Source organism: Dermacoccus sp. NHGro5 (assembly GCF_017565385.1).
Taxonomy (GTDB): Bacteria; Actinomycetota; Actinomycetes; order Actinomycetales; family Dermatophilaceae; genus Dermacoccus; species Dermacoccus nishinomiyaensis.
In genome coordinates this window covers 1-17,806 of the sequence record NZ_JAGEKQ010000034.1, presented here as the reverse complement: position 1 = coordinate 17,806, position 17,806 = coordinate 1, and the positions used below count along the sequence as shown (strand labels likewise).

The following is a 17,806-nucleotide window of genomic DNA, read 5'->3' as shown; positions in this document are numbered from 1 at the left end:
CGAACCCCGAACGCTACCGAGGCCGGCGCCCCATCGCCGCCACAACACCCGAAATCACCCAACTCAACCCCACGTGACTCCAATCAGGTTGACAGCTTCCGGTCACCGACGAAGTACGACGTCGTAATCGCCGAGAGGCCGACCGCCAGCAGGCCACCGATCTCGCTCGCCGCGGAGGCCAGCGACGTGACGAAGCCGCGGCGGTGCGGTTCGGAGCCCTCGACGAGGTACGTCATGACGCCCGAGTACTCGCCGCCGACGCTGAACGCCATGAGGGCGCGCAGGGCGATCATCAGGTAACCCGCCATGGGCCCGATGGAGGCGTACGTCGGCAGGCAGGCCGTCGCGAGCATCGCCAACGTCATGAGGGCCATGGAGATGAGAAGGACGGGCTTGCGCCCGATGCGGTCGCCGACATGGCCGAAGAACGCGGCGCCGACGGGGCGCATCAGGTAGGTGCCGGCGAAGACCAGCAGCGTCCATGCGGTACCGCTCGTGCCGCCGCCGAAGAAGACGCGCGAGATGACCGTCGTCAGGTACAGGTACAGCGTGAAGTCGTACCACTCGATGACGGTCGACGACCCCGCGACGGCGAGCGACGTCTTGCTCAGCGGACGATGGGCGTCGAGGGCGCGTGGCGCGTCGACGGGGATGGCTGCCATGAGAGATCCCTTGTGCTGGAGGCGTCCTCGGCTCGGGTGGTGCATCGAGCGTCATGGTGCGAGGGGCGGGCGCCAGGGGCGAATAGGTGACCTCCAGCCAAGCACGATGATGCGACGAATGCCACGCCCGTGACAGTGACATGTGAAGGTTCGCAACCTTTGCGCGTAGACTGGATGCTTCGTGCAGGTGGCCGACTCGCCCCTGCGCCTCCCCTCGAATCGGAGCGCCCCGCGCTCGTCGTGCGCCCGGCGCGCGGCAGCGCCGGACCGGGCAGCACACGTCGTCGAACGACGCCCTCCGGTCTCGGGAACGCGTGGCGCATGAGAGTCGGACGATCGTCGAGATGCGAGATCGCCTGCGACGCGCGGATTCACCGCGCGGGCTTCCACCATCGATCGTTCGTCTTTCCATGCAACTTCTCCAGGAGTCATCTGTGCCCTCGTTCTCCGATCTCGGCGTGCCCGCCGTCCTCGTCAAGACCCTCGACAAGCTCGGCATCGACACGCCGACACCCATCCAGGCCGCGACGCTGCCCGACTCGCTCAAGGGCCGCGATGTCCTCGGCCGCGGCCGTACCGGCTCGGGCAAGACGTTCGCGTTCCTGCTGCCGCTCGTCGCCCGTCTCGACGAGACGCGCTACGAGATCGACGCCTACCGCCCGCGCTCGCTCGTCCTCGCGCCGACGCGCGAGCTCGCCAACCAGATCGCCGACTCGCTCAAGCCGCTGGCCGCGGCGGCCGGGCTGTCGTACACGACCGTCTTCGGCGGCGTCGGGCAGAACCCGCAGGTCAAGGCTCTCAAGGCGGGCGTCGACGTCCTCATCGCGTGCCCCGGGCGTCTGGAAGACCTCATGGGCCAGGGCTTCTGCGACCTGTCCGACGTCGAGGTCTGCATCCTCGACGAGGCCGACCACATGGCCGACATGGGCTTCCTGCCCGGCGTCAAACGCATCCTGACGAAGGTGCCGCGCGAGGCGCAGCACCTGCTGTTCTCCGCCACGCTCGACGGTGGCATCGACGTGCTCGTCAAGAAGTTCCTGTCGAACCCGGTGACGCACCAGGCCGATTCGGCGCAGTCGCCCGTCGCGACGATGGAGCACCACGTCTTCGCCGTCGACTCCGACTCGCGCATCGACGTGCTCACCGACCTCGTCTCCGCACCCGGACGCACGGTCGTGTTCACCCGCACCAAGCACGGCGCGAAGAAGCTCGCTAAGCAGCTCGCCGGCCGCGGCATTCCCGCCGTCGACCTGCACGGCAACCTGTCGCAGAACGCTCGCGTGCGCAACCTCGACGCGTTCCACTCGGGCGCCGTCGAGACGCTCGTCGCGACCGACATCGCCGCGCGCGGCATCCACGTCGACGACGTCTCGCTCGTCGTTCACGCCGACCCGCCCACCGAGCACAAGGCCTACCTGCACCGCTCGGGCCGCACCGCCCGCGCCGGCGCCGCGGGCACCGTCATCACCCTCATGACGCCGGATCAGCGCGGCGACGTGAAGTCGCTGCTGCGAATGGCGAAGATCAACGCGACGACGACGAACGTCACCGCCTCGCACCCGCTGCTCGATGAGCTCGCGCCCGGTGAGCGTCGCACGATGAGCGCCGACGAGGTCGCCGCAGCACTGCCCACCGCACCCGTGCAGGAGCCCTCGCGCAAGAAGGCTCCGAAGGACGGCGGCGAGCAGCGTCAAGGCGGACGTGGCCAGGGCGGACGCTCCGGCGGCCGCAACCAGGGCGGAGGACGCTCCGGTGGCCGAGGCGCTCAGAGCGGCGGCCGCGGCGGTCAGGACGGCGCCGGCCGTGACAACCAGGGCAGCGGACGCTCCGGCGGTGCTGCGACCGGTGGTCGCGACGGCAACCGGGCGGGCGGGCGTCCGTCCGGTGGCTCGGGTTCACGGAGCCAGGGTGGCTCGCGTGGTGGTTCGGGTGCGCGTGGCCAGGGTGGCTCGGGTGCGGCAGGACGCTCCGGCGGCGCTCGTCGCAGCGGCGGTGCAGCCGGGTTCTCGTCGAACTCGCGCGCCGGGCGCTGACCCTCCCGCGATTCCCGTCCACATCGGCGAACGGCGTCCACATCGGCGATTCTCGTCCCCTTGTGCGCTTTTCGGTCACATCTGCAGATCTGCAGATGTGACCGAAAAGCGCCGATGGGTACGGGCGTCGATCACAACCCTGCGGCGTCTAGGGTCTCGGCCATGATGCGCTGACCGTCCTGGACGGCACGTCGCTGCACGTCCTGAGCGCGGCCGACGACGGAGATGCGCGCGACGTCGGCGGGCGGCGCCACCTGCGTCACCCGGTCGTCGTGCGACATGAGGTGCTCGATCTCCTGCTTGCGCAGGTTGCGGCGCGTCCAGGCCGCGCTCGCGCCGGGCGCGTGACGGGACATCCACCGCGCGACGAGTCGCTTCTCGACCGCCTTGTCGGGGCTCAGATCCAGCGACGGCGCCTTGGTGCGCAGCACGAGCACGTGCGTCGCGCCCTGGGCCAGTGCTGTTTCGACGGGGATGTTCTCCGCGATCCCGCCGTCGATGAAACGTCGCCCGTCGATCTCGACAGGTGCGCCGCCGAGAACCGGCAGCCGCGCCGTGGCGCGCAGTGCGTCCTGCAGGCTTGCCTTGTCGTGGATCATCGGCGCCAGGTCGACCGCGTCGCCACTCGCCGCGTCGGTGGCGATGGGGTGGTACTCGACATCGCTCGCGAGGATCTCCTCGAACCCCATCGGCGTGACGTTCTCGTACAGGTCGTAGACGATGACGTCGGTGTCGACGACGGGTTTGCGACGCAGCGCGTTCGACGGGCGGATCGTCGCATTCATGCTCTCCGGCGCCCACCAGCCGTGCAGATTGGCCCGGGCGCGGCCACAGATCAGCCAGGCGCCGTTGAGAGCTCCGGCCGACGCGCCGTAGACCGCATCGACGGTCGTGAGCAGGTCGCGAGCCTCGAGCTCGGCCACCATGCCGCCGCCGTAGGCCGCGCGGGAACTGCCGCCTTCGAGGACGACGGTGACGCGCGCGTGGTCGTGACGCCGCAGGGGCTGGCTCGAGTTGTCGCGCCGGTGGCGCATGACGTCGAGGACGGTCTTCACGGTTCCCCATCCTGACGCGCGTCGGCCCCACGGGCCAAACGCGAGGGTGAAACCCTCCCGCCCGCCCCAGGCCACCAACGTGGCCCGCTGACCAGAGGAACGGCGGCGGGGGACGACCTGCTTGGATGTGCGGATGGAGTTCACCGCCGCGATGCTCGCCGCCGTCGTCGCGGCGATCCTCGTCGGCGCGGTGCTCCAACGCCTGTCGGGTTCGGGCATGGGGCTCGTCCTGGCTCCGACACTGACGCTCATCATGGGCGCCGCCCATGGCGTCCTGCTCGCGAACGCGACGACGACCGTTTCCGGCCTGCTGCTCACCCTGACGTTGCGACGTGACGTCGACTGGCGGCGCGCCGGCATCATCTGCGCCTGTGTCGTGCCGGGCGCTCTCGTGGGTGCCGTGGTCGTACGCGAGGTCAGTGCGGCCTGGCTGCAGGTCGTCGTCGGAGTGGCGGTGCTCGGCGCAATCGGCTTCACCGTCGGCGCCGATCGCCTCGGCCGTCTACCGCACGTCACGTCCGCGTGGCCGACGCCCGTCGCCGGCGGCATCGGCGGATTCTTCAATACGCTGTGCGGGGTCTCGGCGCCCGTCCTCGTCATCCACTCCCGGCTGACGCGGTGGGAGCATCGATCGTTCGCCGCGACCCTCCAGCCCATCTTCATGACGATGGGGGCCATCTCGGTCATCGCGAAGACGACGCTCGGGTCGACGGGCTCGACCGAGTTGCCGCCCTGGTGGCTCATGCCGCTCGTCGTCGTGCTCGTGCTCATCGGTGTCCGCATCGGCGAGGGTCTCACGCCTCGCGTGACGACGGCGCAGGCGAAGCGACTCGCGATGGCGCTCGCCGCGCTCGGTGGCGCGTCGGCGCTCGTGCGGGGTCTTCTCACGCTCTGACGCTCATCTGACGAGCATCTGCGAGGCGCCGCCGCCTGCCCCCCAGGCCGACGTGGTCGAATGACGCATGAGCACTTTCACTCTCGCCGGTCATCGCGTCGGACGCGTCGGGTACGGCGCCATGCAGCTTCCCGGGCCGGGCGTGTTCGGTCCGCCACGCGATCACGACGAGGCCGTCCGCGTGCTGCGTCGCGTCGTCGAGCTCGGCATCGACCACATCGACACGTCGCAGTTCTACGGCCCGAACGTCTCGAACGAACTGATCAAGGAGGCGCTGCATCCCTACGCCGACGATCTCGTCATCGTCTCCAAGGTCGGCGCCGTGCGGGGACCGTCGGGTGAGTGGCTGCCGGCGCAGCGCCCCGACCAGCTCGTGGCCGCGGTCCGCGAGAACCTCGTGACGCTGGACGTGGAGCGGCTGCCGGTCGTCAACCTGCGCGTCATGCCCGTCGACGAGATCGGCGATGAGAACGCCTGCCCCCTCGAGGAGCAGCTCGGTGCCATGCAGGGCCTGGTCGAGGCGGGGGAGCTCGAGGCGTTCGGCGTCAGCAACGTCTCGACCGAGCAGGCGCGCGTCGCGCTCGACGCGGGCGCCGTGTGCGTGCAGAACGCCTACAACCTCCTCATGCGTGACGACGACGCCACGCTCGAGTTGTGCCGTGAGCGTGGCGTCGCCTACGTGCCGTTCTTCCCGCTCGGCTCGGCGTTCGAGCACCTGCCGAAGGTCGGCGACGACCGGGCGGTGCAGCGCATGGCCGCCGAACGCGGCGTCACGCCGGCGCAGGTCGGCCTGGCTTGGTTGCTCGCGCGCGCCGAGAACGTCCTGCTCATCCCTGGCACATCGTCGATCGCGCACCTCGAGGAGAACACGGCGGCTCGCGACGTCACCCTCAGTGACGACGACCTCATGACGCTGAACGCCCTGCGCTGAGCGGCGCGTGCCGCGCACCGTCGCAGCGGCAGCAGCTGACGTCGATGGGAGCGTTCTTCCGTGCCCTCACAGACCAGATGCTGCCCTCCGACGTGCGTCAGATGTCGGCGCCGAGCGACTGGGCGAGGCGTCGCACCGGGGCGGCCTCGTCCTTCTTGCCCGCACGCTCGAGCGAGCGGGCCAGGAGCACGGCGGCGTCGACGTTCGTCGGGTCGACGTCGAGCAGTTCACGGGCCGCGACGGTGGCCTTCGTCAGCTGCGCCGAGTGGTAATAGCTGCGGGCGAGCAGTTCGCGAGCATCACGCGACGCGCCCTCCGGCGTGCCGGTCATGCCCTCGATGAGACGCGCCGCCTCGGTGTACTTGCGCACGTCGAACAGCTCCTTGGCCGTGCGCAGGGTCTCGTAGGGGTCGCCGCTCGGGTCGGTGATCGTGTGCAGGCCTGACGGACTGGTCGCCGCGCCGAGCATCTGCTCCATCGTCGGCGTGGCCGCCGGCTCGTGCGCCTTCATCGGCGTGGTGGGCTCGAAGGTCTCGTCGCTCATGGCTGCTCCTGTGCGTCGCGGTGTGTCCGCGTCAACCATCGCTGCGGCGCCGCTGTTCCCGATCACCTCGCCTCCGAACCGCGCGCCGACGAGTGGTGGCAGCACACCGCGGGGTTCGTCAGTCCGTCGTGCGTGCCGCTTCGGACGTCGACTCGTCCTCCGCGGCCTCCGCGGCGTCGAGGGGTACGGCATCGACGTCGGGGGAGTTGTGCGGGCCGTCGTATCCGGCGAGGGAGCGGCGGCTGCCGCGGGCGACGAGCGCATCGTCGCCGGTGACCATCCCGCGCAGCGTCGTCGCACCGCCACGCAGTCGCGAGAGGAAGCGCACGAGCGAGCGGCGCTCGTCGGGGTTCGTGCGCTGGTCGATCTGTCGATCGCGAGGGTCGTCGTGCGCGGCTTCGGGGTGCTGCATGTGCTCGACGGTCAAGGCGGCCACGGCGCCGGCGTGCGCGTACATGACGGAGTGCGCTGCGCTCGGGATCTCCCAGGCGCGTGCGTGCGGCGTGATGTCGCACAGGTGCCGTGCCCAGGAGCGCGGGCTGGTCGCGTCGTGCTGCCCACGCAGGATAAGGGTGTGCGCGCGCACGTGCGGGAGCCGCTCTTCGATCGGGTAGTTCATCATCTTCGGCAGCACCTTGAAGAACCACCACGGCCCGCAGAGCACGTAGGAGATGAGGACGTGCACGGTGATCGCGAAGGGTTCGCGCCCGGCGCACTGGGCGAGGCGCCACGCCTGGCGCGCGATGCTGCTCTCGGCAGAGTTCACGACGGGGCCGATGAGGACGATGGTGCTGAGATCCGAGCGCCGCGCCGCGACCTCGGTGACGACCTGTGAGCCCATGGAATGCCCGACGAGGACCGGGTCGTCCAGCTCGAGCTGGGTGATCGCGGCCTCGACGAGATCCGCGAATCCTTCGATCCCGGGCGTTTGCTTGCCGTGCGGAACGCCGCCGAAGCCGGGAAGGTCGATGGCGTGGACGGTGCCGACCTGATTGAGATCGAGGGCGAGGCGAACGTAATAGTCGGAGGCCACTCCGATGCCGGCGACGAGGACGAAGTCGCGACCGCGGGGGCCGCTGATCGAGGTGACGCGCGCTTGGGAGGGGCCGTGCTGCACGAGCGAGACCGTCACGTTTCCGCTCGTCGCGTGTTGCTCGGGCTCTGTCCGCATCGTCGCTCTCCATCGTCCCGCAGCGCCGGCGAACCCACACGCGCTCGCCCTGTCTATCCCGCGATCCTACCCAGGGGTAGTGGCGGCGTCCGCGCGACGGGCGAGGCTCGTCCAAGGCTGACGAGACGGGGCCCGGAGAAAACTTCTGCGACGGGGAATGAAGTGCGGATCAAACAAGTTGAGTCAAGTAACAGCAACTTTGATGAGCCGAGGGTTGACACTCACGGCGAAACAGAGTTGAGTCAACATCAGTCAATCTGACGGTGTGGGCCACGCCTGCAGGGCGCGCGCACAGATCGTCGTTTCCTCGAACGAAGGAGATCCCACCATGGGTCGCGCAGTCGGTATTGACCTCGGTACCACCAACTCGGCCGTCGCCGTTCTCGAAGGCAACGAGCCCAAGATCATCGCGAACGCCGAGGGCGGTCGCACCACCCCATCCGTCGTCGCGTTCACGAAGAACGGCGAGATCCTCGTCGGCGAGATCGCGAAGCGTCAGGCGGTCACGAACGTCGATCGCACCATCCGTTCCGTCAAGCGCCACATGGGCACGGACTGGACGACGGAGATCGACGGCAAGAAGTACACGCCGCAGGAGATCTCGGCCCGTATTCTCATGAAGCTCAAGCGTGACTCCGAGGCCTACCTCGGCGAAGAGGTCACGGACGCCGTCATCACGGTTCCCGCCTACTTCGACGACGCCGAGCGTCAGGCCACGAAGGAGGCCGGCGAGATCGCGGGCCTCAACGTCCTGCGCATCGTCAACGAGCCCACCGCCGCGGCCCTCGCCTACGGCCTCGACAAGGGCAAGGAGGACGAGCTCATCCTCGTCTTCGACCTCGGTGGCGGTACGTTCGATGTCTCCCTGCTCGAGGTGGGCAAGGACGCGGAGGACGGCTTCTCCACCATCCAGGTGCGCGCCACCTCCGGTGACAACAAGCTCGGTGGCGACGACTGGGACAACCGCATCGTCGAGCACCTCATCAACAAGGTGAAGAGCGAGTCCGGCGTCGACCTGAGCAAGGACAAGATCGCCATGCAGCGTCTGCGTGACGCCGCGGAGCAGGCGAAGAAGGAGCTGTCGAGCTCGACCTCGACGAACATCTCCCTCCAGTACCTGTCGATGGGCGAGAACGGCCCGATCCACGTCGACGAGACGATCACGCGTGCTCAGTTCGAGCAGATGACGAAGGACCTGCTCGAGCGCTTGAAGAAGCCGTTCGAGAACGTCATCAAGGATGCGGGCGTCAAGATCTCCGACATCGACCACGTCGTCCTCGTCGGTGGCTCGACCCGCATGCCGGCCGTCGTCGAGCTCGTCAAGCAGATGTGCGGTGGCAAGGAGCCGAACAAGGGCGTCAACCCGGACGAGGTCGTCGCCGTCGGCGCCGCGCTGCAGGCCGGTGTGCTCAAGGGTGAGCGCAAGGACGTGCTGCTCATCGACGTCACGCCGCTGAGCCTCGGCATCGAGACGAAGGGTGGGCTTTTCACCAAGCTCATCGAGCGCAACACGGCCATCCCGACGAAGCGCACCGAGGTGTTCTCGACGGCTGAGGACAACCAGCCGTCCGTCGACATCCAGGTGTTCCAGGGTGAGCGCGAGATCGCCAAGGCCAACAAGGCTCTCGGCAACTTCGAGCTCACGGGCATCGCTCCCGCGCCGCGTGGCGTGCCGCAGATCGAGGTCACGTTCGACATCGACGCCAACGGCATCGTGCACGTCTCCGCGAAGGACCGTGGCACGAACAAGGAGCAGTCGATGACGATCTCCGGTGGCTCCGCGCTGCCGAAGGAGGACATCGAGCGCATGGTCCGCGAGGCCGAGGAGCACGCCGCCGAGGACGCGAAGCGTCGCGAGGAGGCCGAGGCCCGCAACACGGGCGAGGCTCTCGTCTACTCGACGGAGAAGTTCCTCGAGGAGAACGGCGACAAGGTGCCCGCTGACGAAAAGTCGGCCACCGAGAGCGCCCTCGCCGAGCTCAAGGAGGCCCTGAAGCCGGAGTCGTCCGCGTCGCCGGAGGACATCAACGCGAAGGCCACGGCGCTGTCTGAGGCCAGCCAGAAGATGGGCGCCGCGATGTACGCCGCGCAGGCCGAGAACGGCGACGCCGCGGGTGCGGCCGGTGCCGAGGGCGCTGCAGGCGAGCAGAAGCAGGGTGGCGACGACGTCGTCGACGCCGAGGTCGTCGAGGACGACGACGACACCTCCAAGTGAGTGCCTGACCGGGGTGCCACGCGCACCCCGGTCGGCCCCTGACACGAGTACGGCCGGTGGGCTGCCCACGGGGAGCCCACCGGCCGCTTCGCCACCAGGAGGTGGCAGGAAGGAGTCCGTCATGACGGACCAGAACACGAGCGGCGCCACGCCCCACAACGCCGACGGTGCGACGCAGGGCGAGACCGACAACTCGTTCGCCGGCGGTGTGGGTTCAGACCTGCCCGGCGGAGAGCAGCCCGAGAAACTGCAGACGCGTTCCGACGAGGCCGCCACGCAGGCCGGCCCCGACGCGACGAGCGCTGACGACGCGGTCGCCGAGCACCCGGACTCGAAGCTCGCTGCGGAGCGCCTGTCCGACCTGCAGCGCATCCAGGCCGAGTACGTCAACTACCGCAACCGCGTCGAGCGCGACCGGGCTCGTGAGAAGGAGACGACGATCGGCTCGGTCGTCGAATCCCTCATCCCGGTGCTCGACGACATCGAGCTCGCGCGCCAGCACGGCGACCTCACCGAGGGCCCGATGAGCAAGATCGCCGACAAGATCGAATCGACGCTCAACCGCTTCGGTGTGGCACGCTTCGGCGCGGTCGACGAGGCGTTCGACCCCAGCGTCCACGAGGCGCTCATGCACGTCGAGGCCGAGGCGCCCGAGGGCGTCGACGGAACCTTCGTCGTGCAGGTGCTGCAGCCGGGCTACAAGGTGGGCGAGCGCGTCGTGCGTCCCGCCCGCGTCTCGGTCGCAGGCTGATCGAGCGCGCCGCGGCCGAGCCGAGTCGCTTCGTGCCGCGGGGCAACCTGCTTCGCTGACGTCGCGGCGGCGCCCCCACCGGGCGCCGCCGACACACAACTGAAAACCCCATTCGCACGCGCACGCGATGCACGCCCGGTCCGCAACCGGCGGGCGTGAAACCACGAAGGAGGTGCGCATGGCCAGTCAGGACTGGTTCGAAAAAGACTTTTACGCCACCCTCGGTGTCGCGCAGGACGCGAGCGAGGAGGACATCAAGAAGGCCTACCGCAAGCTGGCCCGCAAGTACCACCCGGACAAGAACCCCGGTGACACCTCCGCCGAGCAGAAGTTCAAGGAGATCGGCGAGGCCAACCAGGTGCTCTCCGATCCGCAGCAGCGTCAGGAGTACGACGCCGTGCGTCAGATGGCGCGAGGCGGCGCCCGCTTCAGCGGCGGTGCCGGCGGCGCCGAGGACGTTTTCTCGTCGATGTTCGGCGGGGGCGGCGGCAGCGGTTACCGCACCTATTCGAGTGGGGCGGGTGGCCAGCAGGGCATCAACCTCGAAGATCTGCTCGCCCAGTTCGGTGGCGCCGGCGGAGGCTTCGGGGGCGGCGGGTTCAGCTCCGGCTTCGGCGGCGGCTCCCGTCAGCGCGCCGCCCAGAGAGGCGAGGACGTCGAGGCGCGCGCGTCGATCACGTTCCGTCAGGCCGTCGAGGGCAGCGAGGTGCGCATCAGCGACGCCGATGGTCAGAGTTTCACCGCGCGCATTCCGGCCGGGGTGAAGGACGGGCAGAAGATCCGGTTGCGCGGCAAGGGCCGTCCCGGCTTCGGCGGTGGCCCGAACGGCGACATGATCCTGCACATCAGCGTCGGCACCGACCCGGTCTTCGGCCGCGACGGTGACAACCTCACCGTCGAGCTGCCCGTGACGTTCGCCGAGGCCACCCTCGGCGCCACGGTGCAGGTGCCCACCTTAGACGGCAAGAGCGTCAAGGTCCGCGTCGCGCCCGGCACGCCCTCGGGCCGCAGCCTGCGCGTCAAGGGCCGTGGCGTGAAGACGAAGAAGGCGACCGGCGACCTCATCGCGAAGGTTCACGTCGTCGTGCCGAAGGAGCTCACCGACGAGCAGCGTCGGGCCGTCGAGACCCTCGCGGCGGGCGAAGCCGACCCGCGCGAAGAGCTGCTCGCGAAGGCGCGTCAGGCCGCGTCGTGACGCCGTCGCGGGTCGAACGGCGGCTCGGCGAGATCGTCGACGACCACAACGGACGCGTCGGTGACGAGCGGCTGCACGGCCTCGACGCTCCGGCGAAGCCGGTGTACGTCATCTCCGTCGCCGCCGAACTGGCCGGGATGCACGCCCAGACGCTGCGCCAGTACGACCGTCTGGGGCTCGTCACCCCCGAACGCACGAGTGGCGGCGGCCGCCGCTACTCGATGCGCGACATCGCGCAGCTGCGTCGGGTGCAGGAGCTGTCGTCGGAGGGAGTCTCGCTCGCCGGCATCCAACGCATCATGGAGCTCGAGCACCAGGTCACGGCGCTACGGGCGCAGATCGAGGAGCTGAGCGAACAGAACGCGCAGTACCGGGACGCACTCGAATCGCGCTCTCACACGTGCGTCTTCGCGGCCGGACGCGACGGCATCGTCGCGCTGGGGCCCGGCGAACGACCGCGCCCGCGCTCGATCGGGCGTTCGCTCCGGCCGTACAGCACCCGCTGAGCCCGAGCTCGTCACGACGCACGCTCCGGAGCGCACGACGCAGCGCCACACCGTCGTCGTACAACACCTGCATGGCCGAGGCCCTCATCCCCGACTCGGGATGAGGGCCTCGGCGCGCGATGCGGGCGTCAGGCCGCCGTCACAGGATGCCGTGCTCGCGTAGCAGCACGCCGATCTCGGTGGAGTCGAGCCCCTTCGCGATCTTGCGGCGCAGTACGGCGGGGCCGGGCAGCTCGGTCTTCTCGCCGTCCTTGAGGCGCGCCGAGGCGTCGAGCAGCGTCCGCACGTCGTAGGTCGAGTTGAACACCTCGGGCACACCGCGCTCGACGCCGAACAACTGGTAGGTGGCTTCCATGCCGGTGCGCACCGAGTACTCGGTCGTGAAGATGCAGTCGCGGCTCGTCTCGGCGAACTGGCCGATGAAGGCGAAGTTCTCCGCGCCCTCCGGCACGACGTCAGGGCGGTCACCGGCCTTGCGGGGCATGAAGAACGACGTCACGTACGGCATCATGACCGGTACGCACTTCGCGCCCGTCGCGGCGAGTTCGGGAATGTCAGCCTCGGGCACGCCGAGGTGGTAGAGCCACTCGGCGGTGATCTCCTCGCCGGTGCACTCGCTCATCGGCTTCTTGACGTAGTCGCCGGGCGTGTCGACGAACAGGCTGTAGACCCACACGACGATCTGGTCCTTCGGCTGCTTCTTGAAGTGCGGCTGGCGGTTCACCGTCCAGCTCATGAGCCAGCTCGAATCCTTGACGGTGACGATGCCGCCCGTCACGACTCGTCCGCTGAAGGGGTCGCGCTTGGCGATGCGCCGGATGTACTCGGGGATGCGCTCATCGAGCGTCGTGACGGTCGCCGACTCCCACTTCGTCTCGTCGATGGAGCTGCAGAACACCTCGGGGCGCCCGAACGACGGATCCTTGCGCGCGATCTTCTTCCACAGGTCCCACGCCGACGCCGGGCCGCGGTTCAGCGTCGCGGCGGTGTGGTGGTCGCCCTCGTCGGAGTTGTCGACGAGTGAGCCGATCGTCATCAGGACGTAATCGTCGTCCCCGAGGTCGACGCCCGTGTCACCGGCGTGCTCACCGGTGCGGGTCCACTCGATGCGGGTCGCGCGCTTGGCCGACGCCGTCAGGTCGAACTCGACGTCCGTCACCTCCGTGTCGTACTGGAAACGCACGCCCTGCTCGCTCAGCCACTTCGTCATCGGCAGCACGAGCGACTCGTACTGGTTGTACTTGGTGAACTTGAGCGCCGAGAAGTCGGGCAGCCCGCCGATGTGGTGGATGAAGCGGTGCAGGTACAGCTTCATCTCGAGCGCGCTGTGCCATTCCTCGAACGCGAACATCGTGCGCCAGTAGAGCCAGAAGTTGCTGTCGAGGAAGTCGCGGCCGAACACCTCGTCGATGCGTTTGTTCTCCATCTCCTCGCGCGTCGCGAGGAACACCTTGACGAGGTCTTTCTGCGCCTTCTGGTTCAGCGTGAACAACCCGTCGGTGTGCGCGTCCTGGCCGCGTTCGACGGTGGCGCGCTGCAGCGAGTAGTTCGGGTCGTCCTTGTTGAGCCAGTAGAACTCGTCGAGCACGGACGCGCCCTCGACCTCGAGGCTGGGGATCGTGCGGAAGCAATCCCACAGGCACTCGAAGTGGTTCTCCATCTCGCGTCCACCGCGGATGACGAACCCCTTCTCGGGCTCCTCGATCCCGTCGAGGGCGCCACCGGCGAGGGAGCCCTTCTCGAGGATCGTGATGTTCTCGCCGGGGACAGCGGCGTCACGGATCATGAAGACGGCCGCCGCGAGGCCCGCGAGGCCGCTGCCGACGATCCAGGCGTGCTTGCTCGCGGCGTCCTTCGGCGGGCGGGGACGGGCGAAGGCTTCGTAGTTTCCACTGCTGTAGTACATGGGATCTCCTCGAGGTCGGGTGCGCGAGATCATCGCGCCGGACGATGGATGAGCGGACGTGCGCCGTCAGGGCTGCAGGATGAAACGGATCGGGTTGCCGTCCTTGCGCGCGAGCCGCTCGAGCACCTCGGGCGCTTCCTCGAGCGGGAAGACCCCGCTGATCGACGCCGACAGGTCGAGCCGCTTCGTGCGGGTCAACGCGACGAGCTGGTGGACGTCCGTTCCCTCGCTGCCGTAGTGGCCGCGCAGCGTCAGCTGCTTGTAGGCGAATGCGGTGTCGGACGGAATCTCGATGGGCCGCCCGGCGAGGCCGACGATGACGAGACGTCCCTGCGGCGCGAGGGAGGCCATCGCCTGGGCCCGCACGGGGGCCACGCCCGCGAAGTCGAACGCGACGTCGAGACCGCGGGGCGAGAGCTGGCGGATGGCGTCCTCCGCGTCTTCAGGGGCGCACGCCACGTCGGCGCCGACGGCGAGCGCCCGTTCGCGCGCGGCCTCGAGCGGGTCGATCGCGACGATGGGGGAGGCGCCGATGAGACGCAGCAACTGCACGGCGTGAATGCCCAGCCCGCCGAGGCCCCAGACGCCGACGGCCTCGCCGGCGCGCACGCGCCCGCTCGTCTGGATGGCTGCCCACGGCGTCGAGACGGCGTCGGGGATGATGGCGGCCTGCTCGAACGGGAGGTCGTCGGGGATCGGGACGAGCGTCTCGGCCTGCGCGAGGGCGTATTCGGCGTACCCGCCGTCGTAGTCGACGCCGCGCGTCAGGATGCGGCCGTTCGGGAGGCGGTGGCCGGCCTGCAGCAGGACGCGGCTGCCCACCTCGATGCCGGGCAGTGTCGGCACGCCGTCACCGAGGGCGGTGACGACGCCCGCGACCTCGTGACCGAGCGTCACCTTCTCGCTGTCGAGGAACTGCGGCGCGATGAGCCCTTCGAGCAGGTGCACGTCCGACAGGCAGACGCCCGCCGCCTTCACCTCGATGACGGCTTGGCCCGGCCCTGGCGTCGGGACGGGTACCTCCTCGACGTTCAGGGTGTGGTGCGTGACGTCGAGGCGTGCGGCCTTCATGGTGTCCATGGTGTCTCCTTCGTTTCCGATATTTTTGACTGTACTCATTTTTTGCGGCGCCACCAGGGCCTTTCGGCCCGGGTAATGTTTCGATCCATGTCGCTTCCCCTCAGCGCCACGGCCGCCTCCGCGGCACCGTCGGCCGGTTCGACGGCCCCGACGAGGCCGGCCCCCACGCCGGGTACGCCTGACGCCACGGTCGTGACCTGCCGACGTCCCGTCGTGAGCGGCTCGGACCAGCAGGGTCGTCGCGCGCGCAACAAGGCTGACAAGCAGGCCCGCATCCTCGCGGCTGCCGAGAGCCTGCTCGGTGAGGTGGGGTACGAGCGCATGACGACGGCCGAGGTGGCCAAGCGCGCCAACGTCGCCGCCGGCACCGTGTTCCAGTACGCCCCGACGAAGGCGGAACTGCTCATGATGGTCGTCGAACACGAGTGGCGTGATCTCGTCGACGATCACCTGCCCGACGACGCCGGTGACGGTGGGGTGCGCGAGCACGTCCTGCGTCTGCTCGAACCGTTCGCGCAGCAGGCCCGTGACTACCCCGAGAACGCGATGGTCGTCGGACGGGAGGTGCTGTTCGGTGCGCCCGGGCCGTATCGCGAGAAGGTCGTCGCGCTGGTCGCCGGTCTCGAGGACGCCATCGCGGGGCTGCTCGTCGCAGCGGGGGGTGACGCGGAGCGCAGCGTCGTCGCCGCGGGCCTCATCGTCTCCGGTGGGGTGCTCGAGCTGAACCGCACGCGTACCGGACGCGCCGAGGTCGAATCCGTGGCGCGCCGCCTCGGAGATCTCGTTGACGTCGCGGTGCGCGGCGCGGGCGTCTGATCGCTCGTGAGCGTGACGCGGGCGCTCAGCCGGCGTGGCGTTCACCTGCGCGTGCCCTGACCTCGACGGCGTCGCCCGCGCGCGCACGGGCCAGTCGCTTCATGCCGTCCGCGGGGCGGATCGGTTCGGGCCACTTCGGGGGAAGCGTATCGCCCTCACGGACGCCGTTGATGCGGCGCCGGAAGAGGGGGATCACCTCGGTGGCGAGCCATCGGCTCTCGGTGCGGATGCTCTCGCGCCAGTGCGGCGCCTCGAACGGAGGCAGCTCCGGCAGTTTGAGCGTGTGGGGGATGCCGAGTTCGGCGAGCACGTAGGCGGCGAGGTGCTTGTGCCCGAGCCGGCTCATGTGGATGCGGTCGAACGCCCACATGCGCGGGTCGTCGAACTCTCGAAACTGGGTGTGATCGACGAGCAGGCAGCCGTACTGGCGGGCCAGTTCGCGCACGGCGTCGTTGTAGAAGACGATGCGCCGCCGCAGCGGCTCGAGCGCCGTCGAGATCTTCACGTCGAACGTCGTGAACAGCAGCACCTCCGCGCCCGATCCGACGAGGCGCTGCAGCGCGGCCTCGTAACGCTCCATGATGGCGGGCATGTCGGAGCGGACGGCGAGGATGTCGTTGCCGCCGGCGTAGAACGAGATGAGCGTCGGTTCGAGCGCGAGGGCGGCGTCGAACTGCTCGTCGACGATCTCGTCGAGACGCTTGCTGCGGATGGCGAAGTTCGCGTACTCCCACGTCGCGTCCACGCGCCCCATCTGGCGGGCCATACGATCGGCCCACCCGCGCACGCCGTTGGGGTACATGAGGTTCGCGTCACCGACGCCCTCGGTGAACGAGTCTCCGACCGCTACGTAACGTCCCTTCATCGGGCTGACGGTAGGTCGTTCGCGTGGCCCGATGTCGGCGTCCGGCTGGCCGTGGGTGATCCGGGGCATGAAGCCTGGGTGAACTCAGGTGGACGAGCAGCTATCGACGAGACGCCGTGACCATCTGCGCTTCCTGTCCCATCTGCGATTCCCGTCCACATTCGTCGATATGACCAAGAATCGCGCACGTGGACGTAGATCGCAGGTGAGGAGCGGGCCACGAGAAGAGTGACCTGACGAGGCTTGACGCGCTCTGACGCCGGCGGCAGGGGCGCCAGCGGCACGTCAGAGCTGGGGGTTGTTCTTGGCGATGACCTCGACGGCGTTCTTGCTCTCGAGCAGGCCGAGGCCCGTCGCGCTGCGATACATGGCGATGGCCTCGATCTCGCGACCCTTGTGCACGAGGTAGCTGACGCGCTCGGACAGATCCTGGCCCGCACGCAGATCGGTGATCTCCTCCTGCAGGTGACGCACCTGCTTCTGCAGCGTCAGGTTGCTCCACCCGATGAGCAGGAGCAGGACGACGGCGACGACGAGGGCCCACACCATGACGATTCCTCACATTCGATCCACGCGCTTGACTCGAGCCGCTCGACTGGAGTCGTCTGACTCGAGCCGCCCCACTCGAGTCGCCAATCTACCGCCTCGCGTGGGCGCGGCGACGATGACAATCCCCAGGTTTCCTTGGCACAGTAGTGCCCATGACCGAGTACCTCATGTTGTTTCCCGAGCGTGATGTCGCCGAGGAGATCGCGGACGACCTGCTCGAATCGGGTGACTTCACCGACGTGCGCGTCGTGCGTGAGGCGCTGGCGGGTGAGGAGGACGACGAGGATCACGAGTGGGGCGTCTACGTCAAGCAGGACACCGTCGACGATCCTGCCTCGGCCGTCGCGCAGGCCCTCACCGAGCGTTTCGACGCGCTCGCCAAGGAGCATGACGGCTGGCTCGACCCCAACCCCGCGCAGCTGCCGACGCGCTGAGCGACGCGGCGTCGGAAGAGCTGACGCGACGCACGTCGCGCCGCCGGTCGTGCTGACGCGTTGAGCTAAACGCCGTCGGGCGTGCTGACGGGCCAAGAGACGCGCCGGGTGGCGACTGCGCGACCTCACCGACGCGTTGCCGCCGTCGACCGGCACATCGGACTAGTTGCTCCCAGCATCGGTGAGGCCCCATTCCCG

General features: G+C 68.9%; 17 protein-coding genes. 9 read left to right on the top strand and 8 right to left on the bottom strand.

What is annotated here, in order from left to right; genetic code table 11:
- Positions 1–83 precede the first annotated feature (83 nt).
- The gene (locus tag J4Z35_RS12565; RefSeq protein ID WP_083604058.1) at positions 84–662 is read right to left on the bottom strand and encodes an MFS transporter; all 579 of its coding nucleotides are present in this window, start codon (positions 660–662) and stop codon (positions 84–86) included.
- A gap of 410 nt (positions 663–1,072) precedes the next feature.
- Here J4Z35_RS12565 and J4Z35_RS12560 point away from each other — a divergent pair, with 410 nt between their 5' ends.
- A complete protein-coding gene (locus J4Z35_RS12560) occupies positions 1,073–2,695 on the top strand; it encodes a DEAD/DEAH box helicase (protein ID WP_074041337.1) in 1,623 nt (540 codons plus the stop codon).
- Between the two features lie 131 nt (positions 2,696–2,826).
- On the opposite strand, the gene J4Z35_RS12555 is transcribed toward J4Z35_RS12560, so the two are convergent.
- Positions 2,827–3,750: a patatin-like phospholipase family protein gene (locus tag J4Z35_RS12555; RefSeq protein WP_083604060.1), complete on the bottom strand. Its 924-nt coding sequence runs from the start codon at positions 3,748–3,750 to the stop codon at positions 2,827–2,829.
- A 133-nt stretch (positions 3,751–3,883) separates the two neighbouring features.
- Here J4Z35_RS12555 and J4Z35_RS12550 point away from each other — a divergent pair, with 133 nt between their 5' ends.
- Together J4Z35_RS12550 and J4Z35_RS12545 are read left to right on the top strand one after the other, a co-directional pair.
- Positions 3,884–4,645 carry a sulfite exporter TauE/SafE family protein gene (locus tag J4Z35_RS12550; protein WP_074041116.1) on the top strand — a complete coding sequence of 254 codons (762 nt, stop codon included), beginning with the start codon at positions 3,884–3,886 and terminating at the stop codon, positions 4,643–4,645.
- A 67-nt stretch (positions 4,646–4,712) separates the two neighbouring features.
- A complete protein-coding gene (locus J4Z35_RS12545) occupies positions 4,713–5,576 on the top strand; it encodes an oxidoreductase (RefSeq protein ID WP_074041115.1) in 864 nt (287 codons plus the stop codon).
- 97 nt (positions 5,577–5,673) lie between these two features.
- Here J4Z35_RS12545 and J4Z35_RS12540 read toward each other — a convergent pair whose 3' ends face one another.
- A complete protein-coding gene (locus J4Z35_RS12540; protein ID WP_081873572.1) occupies positions 5,674–6,120 on the bottom strand; it encodes a hypothetical protein in 447 nt (148 codons plus the stop codon).
- A gap of 118 nt (positions 6,121–6,238) precedes the next feature.
- Positions 6,239–7,291: an alpha/beta fold hydrolase gene (locus J4Z35_RS12535; RefSeq protein WP_083604024.1), complete on the bottom strand. Its 1,053-nt coding sequence runs from the start codon at positions 7,289–7,291 to the stop codon at positions 6,239–6,241.
- Positions 7,292–7,619: 328 nt separating this feature from the next.
- On the opposite strand from J4Z35_RS12535, the gene dnaK reads away from it, so the two are divergent.
- The 4 genes from dnaK (at position 7,620) to J4Z35_RS12515 (ending at position 11,958) form a co-directional block, all read left to right on the top strand.
- Positions 7,620–9,506 carry a molecular chaperone DnaK gene (gene dnaK / locus J4Z35_RS12530; protein WP_074041113.1) on the top strand — a complete coding sequence of 629 codons (1,887 nt, stop codon included), beginning with the start codon at positions 7,620–7,622 and terminating at the stop codon, positions 9,504–9,506.
- A gap of 121 nt (positions 9,507–9,627) precedes the next feature.
- Positions 9,628–10,257, top strand: a complete 630-nt coding sequence (gene grpE, locus J4Z35_RS12525; RefSeq protein WP_074041112.1) for a nucleotide exchange factor GrpE — start codon at positions 9,628–9,630, stop codon at positions 10,255–10,257.
- A gap of 178 nt (positions 10,258–10,435) precedes the next feature.
- The gene (locus J4Z35_RS12520) at positions 10,436–11,452 is read left to right on the top strand and encodes a DnaJ C-terminal domain-containing protein (protein ID WP_062255934.1); all 1,017 of its coding nucleotides are present in this window, start codon (positions 10,436–10,438) and stop codon (positions 11,450–11,452) included.
- On the top strand, positions 11,449–11,958 hold the full coding sequence (locus J4Z35_RS12515) for a helix-turn-helix transcriptional regulator (RefSeq protein WP_082740404.1): 510 nt from the start codon (positions 11,449–11,451) through the stop codon (positions 11,956–11,958). Before J4Z35_RS12520 ends, J4Z35_RS12515 begins: the two co-directional genes overlap by 4 nt.
- 139 nt (positions 11,959–12,097) lie before the next feature.
- On the opposite strand, the gene J4Z35_RS12510 is transcribed toward J4Z35_RS12515, so the two are convergent.
- Together J4Z35_RS12510 and J4Z35_RS12505 are read right to left on the bottom strand one after the other, a co-directional pair.
- Positions 12,098–13,864: an oleate hydratase gene (locus J4Z35_RS12510; RefSeq protein WP_074041111.1), complete on the bottom strand. Its 1,767-nt coding sequence runs from the start codon at positions 13,862–13,864 to the stop codon at positions 12,098–12,100.
- 66 nt (positions 13,865–13,930) lie between these two features.
- Complete coding sequence (locus tag J4Z35_RS12505) at positions 13,931–14,944, bottom strand: zinc-binding dehydrogenase (protein WP_074041110.1); 1,014 nt, start codon at positions 14,942–14,944, stop codon at positions 13,931–13,933.
- A 213-nt stretch (positions 14,945–15,157) separates the two neighbouring features.
- Between J4Z35_RS12505 and J4Z35_RS12500 the strand changes: the two genes are divergently transcribed.
- The gene (locus J4Z35_RS12500) at positions 15,158–15,760 is read left to right on the top strand and encodes a TetR/AcrR family transcriptional regulator (protein WP_040014870.1); all 603 of its coding nucleotides are present in this window, start codon (positions 15,158–15,160) and stop codon (positions 15,758–15,760) included.
- A 25-nt stretch (positions 15,761–15,785) separates the two neighbouring features.
- Here J4Z35_RS12500 and J4Z35_RS12495 read toward each other — a convergent pair whose 3' ends face one another.
- Positions 15,786–16,625, bottom strand: a complete 840-nt coding sequence (locus J4Z35_RS12495) for an SGNH/GDSL hydrolase family protein (RefSeq protein WP_040014827.1) — start codon at positions 16,623–16,625, stop codon at positions 15,786–15,788.
- Between the two features lie 285 nt (positions 16,626–16,910).
- On the bottom strand, positions 16,911–17,174 hold the full coding sequence (locus tag J4Z35_RS12490) for a hypothetical protein (protein ID WP_006946272.1): 264 nt from the start codon (positions 17,172–17,174) through the stop codon (positions 16,911–16,913).
- Between the two features lie 152 nt (positions 17,175–17,326).
- On the opposite strand from J4Z35_RS12490, the gene J4Z35_RS12485 reads away from it, so the two are divergent.
- The gene (locus J4Z35_RS12485; RefSeq protein WP_006946280.1) at positions 17,327–17,608 is read left to right on the top strand and encodes a hypothetical protein; all 282 of its coding nucleotides are present in this window, start codon (positions 17,327–17,329) and stop codon (positions 17,606–17,608) included.
- Positions 17,609–17,806 lie beyond the last annotated feature (198 nt).

Coding starts and splice junctions, on each gene's coding strand:
- grpE (WP_074041112.1), top strand. CDS start 9,628: ATGACGGACCAGAACACGAGCGGCGCCACGCCCCACAACGCCGACGGT.
- J4Z35_RS12535 (WP_083604024.1), bottom strand. CDS start 7,291: ATGCGGACAGAGCCCGAGCAACACGCGACGAGCGGAAACGTGACGGTC.
- J4Z35_RS12545 (WP_074041115.1), top strand. CDS start 4,713: ATGAGCACTTTCACTCTCGCCGGTCATCGCGTCGGACGCGTCGGGTAC.
- J4Z35_RS12505 (WP_074041110.1), bottom strand. CDS start 14,944: ATGGACACCATGAAGGCCGCACGCCTCGACGTCACGCACCACACCCTG.
- J4Z35_RS12565 (WP_083604058.1), bottom strand. CDS start 662: ATGGCAGCCATCCCCGTCGACGCGCCACGCGCCCTCGACGCCCATCGT.
- J4Z35_RS12560 (WP_074041337.1), top strand. CDS start 1,073: ATGCAACTTCTCCAGGAGTCATCTGTGCCCTCGTTCTCCGATCTCGGC.
- J4Z35_RS12510 (WP_074041111.1), bottom strand. CDS start 13,864: ATGTACTACAGCAGTGGAAACTACGAAGCCTTCGCCCGTCCCCGCCCG.
- J4Z35_RS12540 (WP_081873572.1), bottom strand. CDS start 6,120: ATGAGCGACGAGACCTTCGAGCCCACCACGCCGATGAAGGCGCACGAG.
- dnaK (WP_074041113.1), top strand. CDS start 7,620: ATGGGTCGCGCAGTCGGTATTGACCTCGGTACCACCAACTCGGCCGTC.
- J4Z35_RS12485 (WP_006946280.1), top strand. CDS start 17,327: ATGACCGAGTACCTCATGTTGTTTCCCGAGCGTGATGTCGCCGAGGAG.
- J4Z35_RS12495 (WP_040014827.1), bottom strand. CDS start 16,625: ATGAAGGGACGTTACGTAGCGGTCGGAGACTCGTTCACCGAGGGCGTC.
- J4Z35_RS12520 (WP_062255934.1), top strand. CDS start 10,436: ATGGCCAGTCAGGACTGGTTCGAAAAAGACTTTTACGCCACCCTCGGT.
- J4Z35_RS12550 (WP_074041116.1), top strand. CDS start 3,884: ATGGAGTTCACCGCCGCGATGCTCGCCGCCGTCGTCGCGGCGATCCTC.
- J4Z35_RS12490 (WP_006946272.1), bottom strand. CDS start 17,174: ATGGTGTGGGCCCTCGTCGTCGCCGTCGTCCTGCTCCTGCTCATCGGG.